This window comes from Rhodopseudomonas sp. B29, from assembly GCF_000333455.1.
GTDB lineage: Bacteria > Pseudomonadota > Alphaproteobacteria > Rhizobiales > Xanthobacteraceae > Rhodopseudomonas.
Genome location: NZ_BADD01000541.1, coordinates 1 through 8,723, shown reverse-complemented (window position 1 = coordinate 8,723; position 8,723 = coordinate 1). Strand labels below are relative to the sequence as shown.

11 protein-coding genes are annotated in these 8,723 nt (G+C 66.0%); all 11 read left to right on the top strand.

Features of this window, described 5'->3' with window-relative positions:
• Positions 1-702, top strand: a 702-nt coding sequence (locus tag I5M_RS32810; RefSeq protein WP_159104009.1) for a hypothetical protein, incomplete at its 5' end; no start/stop codon positions are given.
• Positions 703-824: 122 nt separating this feature from the next.
• Positions 825-1,166: a hypothetical protein gene (locus I5M_RS19165; protein WP_022722873.1), complete on the top strand. Its 342-nt coding sequence runs from the start codon at positions 825-827 to the stop codon at positions 1,164-1,166.
• Complete coding sequence (locus I5M_RS19160) at positions 1,166-2,584, top strand: hypothetical protein (RefSeq protein ID WP_022722872.1); 1,419 nt, start codon at positions 1,166-1,168, stop codon at positions 2,582-2,584. Before I5M_RS19165 ends, I5M_RS19160 begins: the two co-directional genes overlap by 1 nt.
• Positions 2,581-2,793 (top strand): hypothetical protein, encoded by a 213-nt coding sequence (locus tag I5M_RS19155; RefSeq protein WP_022722871.1) that lies wholly within the window; start codon positions 2,581-2,583, stop codon positions 2,791-2,793. Before I5M_RS19160 ends, I5M_RS19155 begins: the two co-directional genes overlap by 4 nt.
• Before the next feature lie 10 nt (positions 2,794-2,803).
• The gene (locus I5M_RS19150; RefSeq protein WP_022722870.1) at positions 2,804-3,595 is read left to right on the top strand and encodes a hypothetical protein; all 792 of its coding nucleotides are present in this window, start codon (positions 2,804-2,806) and stop codon (positions 3,593-3,595) included.
• Positions 3,596-3,682: 87 nt separating this feature from the next.
• Positions 3,683-4,762, top strand: a complete 1,080-nt coding sequence (locus tag I5M_RS30145; protein WP_148287906.1) for a hypothetical protein — start codon at positions 3,683-3,685, stop codon at positions 4,760-4,762.
• On the top strand, positions 4,762-6,285 hold the full coding sequence (locus tag I5M_RS19140; protein ID WP_022722868.1) for a hypothetical protein: 1,524 nt from the start codon (positions 4,762-4,764) through the stop codon (positions 6,283-6,285). Before I5M_RS30145 ends, I5M_RS19140 begins: the two co-directional genes overlap by 1 nt.
• 91 nt (positions 6,286-6,376) lie before the next feature.
• The gene (locus tag I5M_RS19135) at positions 6,377-7,417 is read left to right on the top strand and encodes a hypothetical protein (protein WP_022722867.1); all 1,041 of its coding nucleotides are present in this window, start codon (positions 6,377-6,379) and stop codon (positions 7,415-7,417) included.
• Between the two features lie 9 nt (positions 7,418-7,426).
• Positions 7,427-7,768: a hypothetical protein gene (locus tag I5M_RS19130; protein WP_022722866.1), complete on the top strand. Its 342-nt coding sequence runs from the start codon at positions 7,427-7,429 to the stop codon at positions 7,766-7,768.
• A complete protein-coding gene (locus I5M_RS19125) occupies positions 7,765-8,322 on the top strand; it encodes a hypothetical protein (protein ID WP_022722865.1) in 558 nt (185 codons plus the stop codon). Before I5M_RS19130 ends, I5M_RS19125 begins: the two co-directional genes overlap by 4 nt.
• On the top strand, positions 8,319-8,723 hold a 405-nt coding region (locus tag I5M_RS30140), incomplete at its 3' end, for a hypothetical protein (RefSeq protein ID WP_040771791.1). The genes I5M_RS19125 and I5M_RS30140, both read left to right, overlap by 4 nt.

The following is an 8,723-nucleotide window of genomic DNA, read 5'->3' as shown; positions in this document are numbered from 1 at the left end:
GCCGCGAGCGCGGGCAAGGCTGAGATCGTCAGGCTTTGGTGCCCAAGCGCGAAGGCGTCGGTACGGCCTGGCCGAACAACTGAGTATGAGGGGGCCGCGCGCCCCCTTTCCCCATCATCAATTCAGGAGTTCGGACCAATGGGAGAAGATACCGACAACAAGCCGCTGAGCGTCATCTATCACCCGGCGCCCGGCGAACCGAAGACGGTCGAGGCCTACGGCAAGACCTTCAAGGCTGGTGAGGCGCTGGAGATCGACCGCGAGCACCGCGACCGGATCGCCGGAAACCCGCATTTCGAGATCGAAGGCGAGAAGACCTTCGGAGACGATCTGCGGCAGCGGCAGGATGAGGCCACGATCGACGATGACGACGATCTGAGCTTCGACGACAACGTGCGGGCGAACCGGATCGAGGAATACGGCACCGAAGATCCCGAGCAGGCGCTGCGTTACCGGCAGGCCGGCGAGCAGAGTTTCGACGGCCGCGCCCCGACCCGCCGCCAGCGCCGGCCGTCGAAGGACGTCCTGCGCGAAGAGGCGAAGGCGCGCGCCGCCGATCATCAGGCCGACCAAGCAGAGGTCAAGCAGCTGCAGGCGGACGAGGAGTCGGCGGAAGCCGAGCGCCGGGCCCGGATCGAGCAGCAGCAGGCCGAGCAGCGCGCGGGCCACGCCGGTCTGCCGCCCGTCCAGCAGATCACCTGATCACCACCAGAGGAGAAGAGCGATGGCCTCGAAGCCGAAGCCTCGACCGAAGCCCCGTCCGGGCTGCTGACGACAACGGCGGGCGTCCCTCGGGGCGCCCGTCTCGTTTCAAGGGGTGACGCATGTCAACGTCCAGAACCGCATCCGATCTCGTCTATGAGGTCGCCGGGCTGCTCGGCATCCTAGAAGCCGGCGAGGCGCTCGGGCCTGTCGAGTTCGACACGATCGACAAGGCCATTGATCCCGTTCTGGAGGAGGTCTCCGACATCGCCTACATCGGCGACCGCGACGACATCCCAAACCGTTATTTCCAGACGCTGGCGCGGCTCGTCACGGTTCATGCCGCGGCGAAGTTCAGCAACGCGACGCCTGACATGCAGGCGATCCGCACCCACGAACAGCGCTTGCGCGAGCTGGCCGCTCAGGCCACGTCCGCCGACGTCGTCCAGTTCGAGGACTTCTGATGGTCGACGTCCCGTTTCCGCTGCTGTCGGCGCCGGGCCGGGCGCCGCAGGCCGCCGGTGGCCGGCTGGTGAACTGCTACCCGGAGAAGCTGTCGGCCACGGCTGGAAAGCCCTACGCCTATTGGCGCGTTCCTGGGCTCAAGGGCTGGGGAACCACGGCCGGGTCCGGCTTCCGCGGCGCGCTGGTGGTCGGCAACACGCTCTATGCGGTGATCGGGACGAAGGTCTATTCGTTCGCATCGACGGGCGGCGCCGGGACACAGCTCACCGGCTCTGTGACCGGGACACTGCCGTGCACCATGGCGCGCGACAATGCATCGACGCCGAACATCGTCATCGTGTGCCCTGGTGAAGGCGCGTTCATCGTCTCCGGGTCGGCGGTGTCGAACTATCCGGATTCGGACGTTGGTTCTCCGAACTCAGTCGTGTTCCACAAGGGCTTCTTCATCTTCACCTATGGCGATGGGAAGACGCGATCGAGCGACATCAACTCGACGAACATCAACACGCAGAACTACTCGACGGCCGAGAGCAAGCCGGACGCGCTGTATCGTGCCGTGCCGCTCGGGAACGGTCAGTATCTCCTCGCCGGATCATCGACCATGGAGGTCTGGGGCGGGCAGGTGAACGACACCGGGTATCCGTTCAGCTATGTGGCTACGATCGCGCGCGGAATCGTCGGTTCCGATGCGATAACCGGTGATCAAGATGGATGGGGCAAGGGCATCTTCCTGGTCGGAGACGACTTCAAGGTCTCGACGCTCGACGGCTACACGCCGACGCCGATATCAATACCTGACCTAGACCTGCTGATCGAACGAGAGCCCGACAAGACGCTGATCACGGTCGGCTGCTACGTGTCGCAGGGCCATGGATTCGTGGTGGTTCAGGCCCCGACCTGGTGCTGGGAATACGACACGACGCTGCAGACCTGGCACGAGCGGCAAAGCTACCTGCAGACCTATTGGCGCGCGCTGCGTCCGGTGAAGGCCTTCGACAAGTGGCTGTGCGGCGATCGGAAGAGCGGGAACATCCTGCAGATTGACGGCGCCTCACAGGACGAAGTCGGCGACCCGCTCAAGATGCGGATCGAGACAGGACCGTTCGGCGCGTTCCCGAAGGCAGTCCGCATCAACGGGATTGAGCTGTACGTCACCAAAGGCGTCGGCATCGCGACTGGGGCAGACCCGGTGCAGACCGATCCGGTGGTCGAGATCGCTTGCTCGACTGATGGCGGAAACCGCTGGGGTAATCCGCGGCAGATCGCGGTCGGCCGGCAGGCGCTGACGAAGGGCCGCGTCAGATCCCAGATTTGGGGCCAAGCCGAGGTGCAGGGCGTGCGCTGGCGCTTCGACTTCTCGGCCAACGTCAATTTCGGCTTCATGGGAGCGGACATGCAGTCCGACACGCTGCTGTGACCGTCAAGAAGGCGATCCTGCCCGGCCCCGATGTCCCGGTTGTCGGGCAAAGCGGCCTGATGACGCCGTCCTGGTACGCGTTCTTTTCCGATCTGATGCGGCGCGGCGTGCTCGATATGCCGGACGTCGACAACACCACCGCGGCGATCGCCAACGGTCAGCTGCTGATCTGGGACACGTCCCGCGGCAAGTTCAAGCCGTATCCGTGAGGTACTTCTGATGGCTAGCTCCATCGATACGCTGTTCAACGGCGGCGCCGAAAGCCAGGCGGCCGACAAGAACCGCGCGCTCTACACCGATTACCTCAAGAACGGCTTCACCGATCTAGCGACGGGGCACGACAAGGCGACCGACTGGCTTTCGAACGCGCTGCAGTCCTATGCCCCGCTGTCCGATCTGGCGAAGAAGTACACATCCGGAACGGACATGTACCTCGACGCGCTCGGGCTCAACGGGCAGAGCGGCGCCGATGCGGCGACCGCGGCGTTTCAGAAGGGGCCGGGCTACGACTTCACGCTGAACAGCGGGCTCGACGCGATCAATCGGCGCCGCGCCTCGGCCGGCATGCTGGACAGTGGAAACGCGGACCAGGACGCGACGAAGTTCGCCACCGGCCTTGCGGATCAGACATATGGATCATGGCTCGATCGGCTGAGCGGCATCAACAACAACGCGATCAGCACGACCGGTGCGGTATCTGGCGCACAGGCCGGCGTTTATGGCTCGCTGGCCGATCTGGAGCAGCAGTACAACGCCGACCGGATCGGGCTGCGCGGCAACGCGGCGTCGGGCATGGCCTCGGCCAATAACACCGAGGCGGCTGGCAAGGCGGCGGGGGCAAAGAACCTGCTCGGGGCCGGCATGTCGCTGGCCAGCCTCGCGCTCGGCGGCGTCGGCGGCGCCGGCATGGGCAGCGCGATCCCTGGCGCCGTTGGTCCGACGTCGGTTGGCGGCGCTCCGCTGAGCGGCGGAACCGGTCTCGGCAAAGTCCTTTCGTGGTTTGGTGGCTGACCTATGGCAATCGCACCGCTCCAAATTCCGCAGCTTGGCGCCGTCTCGAGCGGCGTCGACTTCGCGCCGCTGGCGAACCTCGGCAAGGTGTACGAGGAGGCTGCACGCAAGCGCGCCCTGCAAGACGCGCTGGCCGGCGGCGTCGACACCAGCAACCCGCAGAGCCTTTCCGAGCTGGCGGCGCGCGTGCTGCCCTATGACTCGACCACCGGCCTCTCGCTGGCGCAGCTCGGCACCACGGCGTCGAACCGGCAGCAGGACATCGCTTGGCGCCAGCAGGAGGCCCAGCGCGCCCAGCAGAACGCAGACCGCTCCTATGGGCTGCAGGTGCGCGCCGCGGACCGTGCCGACGAAGGGCCTGTAGAGACGGCGGCGCAGCGCGCCCAGGCCGCTCGCGCGAACGGTGTCGATCCGGAATCGCCGACAGGCAAGGCTTACGTGCTGACCGGGAAGCTTCCGACTGCTGATTCCTCGGTGAGCGCCGAAGTCGAGCAGCGGAAAGCGGCCGCGGCGGCCAACGGCCTCGACCCGAATTCGCCCGGCTATCAGTCCTACGTGCTCACCGGGAAGATGCCGCGAGAGGATGCGCAGCCGCTCACCGCGACGGACAAGAAGGCCATCCTGGAAGCCGACGATAGGGTGCAGAGCGGCAAGCAGCTCATCGACAACCTGAACAAGGCCAAACGCATTTCAAAGGATGCGTTCTCTGGGCCGATGGCAGGGCAACTCGGCTATGCCGCGAGCTTTCTTGGCGCATCGAGCGATACCGGTAAGTCAGGCATCGCGACGCAGGAGCTGGACAACCTCATCACTGCTAACGCGCTGCAGCAACTCAAGGCCACGTTCGGCGCGGCACCGACTGAGGGCGAACGCAAGATCTTGCTCGACATTGAGGGATCGGTCGGGAAGCCCGACGCGGTGCGCCAGAAAATCTACGATCGCGCGATTGAAGCGGCCAACCGGCGTCTGCAGTTCGAGCAGCAGCGCGCTGACGAACTGCGAGGCGGATCGTTCTACAAGCCGACTGGGGGAACGTCGAAGGGCTCGACGCAGACGACAAGCGCAAACGGCGTGGCGGTGCCGAAGATCGGCGAACTGCGCGATGGCTACCGCTTCCGCGGTGGTGACCCTGCCGACCCGGCGAATTGGGCGAAGGCGGCTCAGTGATGGCGGGTCCGTGGGAAGCGTTCGGCGGCCCGGCAGCGCAAGGCCCCTGGTCGGCATTTCAGAAGCCGCAGGAGGCCGCACCGGCTGAGGATGTAGCAACCTTCGCCGATCGGTTCGGCGAGATGCAGGCACCCGCGCAGGCCCCGCAGCGCGGCCTTGCCAACGCCGTGACGGATATCCCTGGTGAGATCGCGGCCGCTGCCGGCGAGGCCGTGTCGAATCTCAAGGGCGTGACGAACCGCGGTCAGCAAGGCCCGGTCGAGGGACTGATCAACACCGGCAAGGCAGTGCTGGCCGTGCCTCAGCTCCTGATGTCTCCGATCACTGGCGCGGCGCGCGCGGTCGGCGGCAATCTGATGACCCAGGCCGAGCACGCCGCCGGCACGCTGATTAATCCCGAGGTGGCGAAGCGCGACAACCTCGATCAGATGTACGCCACGGCAAAGGGCGATGTGGACACGGCGATGTCGGCGGCAGCGCCTGGCAAGGTGCCGGTGCCGAAGGTCGCGCCCCCGACCATCCAAGAGCTGAAAGCGGCGGCGCGCGCCGGATACGAGGCGCCCGAGGTCAAGTCGTTGGAGGTGAAGCCCGAGACGCTGCGCGGCTATTCCGACACGGCGCGGGCCAGCCTGAACGCCGACGGGTTCGACGACGTCGTGGCGCCAAAGACCTTCGCGCTGCTCGACAAGCTGCAGAAGGTGCCGCCGTCGTCGCGCGTGACCGGCGACAACTTCAACAGCCTGCGCAAGACGCTCGGCAAGGTCGCGCAATCGCCAGACCCGGCCGAGCGCGCCGCGGCGTCACGCGCCATCGACCATCTCGACGACTTCGTGCCGACCATCTCCGGTAAGGACGTGCTGGCCGGCGATCCGGCTGCGGCCGCGGCGACGCTGGCCGAGGCTCGAGGAAATTACGCCGCGGCCAAGCAGGCCGAGAAGATCGACGGCAAGCTGGTGCAGGCCGAGGTTAGGGCCGCGTCGGCGAACAGCGGAATGAACGTCGCCAACACGATCCGCCAGCGCATGGCTGACGTAGTTCTGCGGCCCAAGGAAGCCCGCGGGCTGCGTCCAGAGGAGATCGCGCAGGCAAAGGCCATCTCCGAGGGGACACGCCCACAGAACGCTCTTAGGGCTGCCGGCAACATGATGGGCGGCGGCGGCGGCATCGGGGCAGCTGTGATCGGCGCAGGCGCCGGCGTCGCCACCGGCGGCCCTGGTGCAGTGCTTCCGCTGGTCGGCATGGCGCTGCGCGGCGTGGCGAACCAAATGACCGTCAGGCAGGCGCAGAAGCTGTCCGAGGCGATCCGTTCACGCGCTCCGCTCGCCAGTTCTGCCGCGAAGCTACAGCAGGCCGCCGCTGCCGCGCAGGGCAACCGGACGCCGCAGGCCATGGCCGGCCTCGTTCTGGCCGCCCGCAACCTTTCCACCAATCTGCGCAGCGCCGGGTTCAACGTCGGGACTTCCGACCTGATCCGCGGCCTTCAAGGGCCGATGCCCAGCGGCGCCGAGGACGAACAGCAATAGCCCGTAGGGATACGGGATCAGCAACCAGCACACGACCAACCAGACGAGCAACGCCGCCGGATATGGCGGCCTTTTCCTTTTCGAGGTCTCGATGATCAAGCGCGCAATCCTCGCCTCGGCGATGCTGGGGGCCGCGACCGTAGCACATGCGGCCGGCACCGTATCCGGCTTCTCGATGACGCCGCAGTTCGACACGCTGGGCAAGGTCGCGCCTGGATGCAAGCTGTACGTCTATCAGGCCGGCACGGTGGCGACGCCGCAGAACGCCTACCAGGACTCGGGTCTGTCCACGGCGCTGCCGAACCCGCTGAGCTGCGACGCCTCGGGCCGGCTTCCTCAGTTCTTCCTCGCCGACGGCCTGATCAAGCTGCGGCTCACCACATCGGCCGGGACGCCGATCGGGTCATGGGACAACCTGCTAGTCGTCGGCCCATCTGGCGGTGGTGGCGGTGGCGGAGTCATCGACCCCACGACGATTTACCAGACCGGCGACGTCAAAATCTCGTACGGCAGCGACGCGCTGGACGGCTGGGTCAGAATGAACGGCCGGACGATCGGGTCGGCGACCTCGGGTGCGACTGAGCGCGCCAACTCCGATACGCAAGCGCTGTTCCTGCATCTGTGGACCAACGATTCAGCCCTGACCGTGTCGGGCGGGCGCGGCGCATCGGCGGCGGCGGATTGGGCCGCGAACAAGACGATCGCGCTTCCAGACCTGAGAGGCCGCGTCATCGCCGGGATCGACGGCATGGGGTCAACGGCGAGCGGCCGCCTGTCGCTCAGCTCGTTCGGCACCTATCCGACTTATCTCGGCGCGAATGGAGGGTCGGATTATCGAACCATCGCGCGCGATCAGCTCCCGAACGTATCCCCGACGTTCTCCGGGTCATCCGGGTTGGTAAACGTCACATCTAGTGGTGGATCATATGTTCAAGGCGGTGTTGTCAACACCTCTCTCAACGGCGCCGGAACGCTGGTGGGCATCTCCACGTACTACAATTCCGGATATGTAGGATCGTCCGGCTACTTCACCCCGTCCGGTACGGTCGAATCCCTCAACGGCGGCGTCTCTCAACGGAATCTCTACACGGTGCAGCCCACCGTTCTCATGACGATCTATCTCAAGCTCTGAGGGCGGTTCATGGCGATCATCCTCAACAGCGCCGCGACGAACAATGCGGACTGGAAAACTCAATTCGAGTTCACCGACAGCGAGACGGGCGAAGATATCGACTTCACCGGCGCGTCGATCGAGGTCGAGGTCCGCGACTTCGACGGCTGCGCCCGCATCGTCGCGTCGACCGACAACGGCAAGGTTGCCATCACCGGCACAGGCATCTTCGAACTCACCGTTCCGGCGTCGGAAATGTCGGCGCTGGCGCCCGGCACGTACAAGGTCGGGGGCGTGTACCAGCTCAACGATGAACTGATCTCGCTGTTCACCGGAACGCTCACCATCATCGACGGGGTGGCTCGGCTGTGACGACACCTGTCCTCAGAATCAAGGTTCTGCCGAAGCCGGTCTTGCGCGGCAAGATGGACGTGCGCTTTCCGGCGAACGTGTCGGTTCAGGACTTCCTATCGCTGGTGCGGGCGAACGGCGAATACGCGTTCAGCATCGACTACACGCAGCTCGACGCGGCGGCTATCAACGACCCGACGGCCTTCTACGTCGCGGTTCTCGACGGCGCGGCAGGGCAATACCGGATCGCGTCGCTGTCCGAGCTGGTGCAGTCGACCACGCAGATCGTCCAGCACGTCACGGCGGCCGGCCCGGTCGACATCGCCCCGAATGCCGGGATCGTGCTGGTTGACCAGGCAGTCGGCGCGCCGATCACGCTGAACCTGCCTCTGGCGTCCGCCAAGACCTGTCCGGTGCTGATCTCCGATTGGAAGGGCGACGCCGGGACCAACAACATCACCGTGACGCTCGCGGGCTCGGACAAATTCCCCGGCGGCCTCTCGAGCTGGAAGCTTGGCGCTGACACCGCGAGCATCTTCGCGCGGCCGGCCACTGGATATGGGTACGTGCTATGAATCTGCTACATCGTATTCTCGGGGCCGCTGCGGCGGCCTTTTTCATGGCCGGTGCTGCGCTGGCGCAGAACGCCGGCACCGTGTCGAACCACGCCTTCGCGATCGGGAAGGGGCCGGGCACCACCGGCTACACGTCGCTACTCTGCTCCTCGGCGCAGCTCGCGGTGGGGCAGGCCGCGGCCGATCCGATCTGCCGCACCATCACCGGCGATGTGACGATCGACGCATCGGGCGTCACCGCGATTGGCGCCGGCAAGGTGACGAACGCGATGCTGGCCGGCTCGATCGCGGCCTCGAAGCTGATCGGGACGGACATCGCGACGGTCGGCACCGTGACGGCCGGCACATGGAACGCCGGCACTATCGCGATCCTCTACGGCGGCACCGGCGCCACCACGGCG

Excerpts from the sequence above, each read along its gene's own strand:
- I5M_RS19140 (WP_022722868.1), top strand. The coding sequence starts at position 4,762 with ATGGCGGGTCCGTGGGAAGCGTTCGGCGGCCCGGCAGCGCAAGGCCCC.
- I5M_RS19130 (WP_022722866.1), top strand. The coding sequence starts at position 7,427 with ATGGCGATCATCCTCAACAGCGCCGCGACGAACAATGCGGACTGGAAA.
- I5M_RS19150 (WP_022722870.1), top strand. The coding sequence starts at position 2,804 with ATGGCTAGCTCCATCGATACGCTGTTCAACGGCGGCGCCGAAAGCCAG.
- I5M_RS19165 (WP_022722873.1), top strand. The coding sequence starts at position 825 with ATGTCAACGTCCAGAACCGCATCCGATCTCGTCTATGAGGTCGCCGGG.
- I5M_RS19160 (WP_022722872.1), top strand. The coding sequence starts at position 1,166 with ATGGTCGACGTCCCGTTTCCGCTGCTGTCGGCGCCGGGCCGGGCGCCG.
- I5M_RS19135 (WP_022722867.1), top strand. The coding sequence starts at position 6,377 with ATGATCAAGCGCGCAATCCTCGCCTCGGCGATGCTGGGGGCCGCGACC.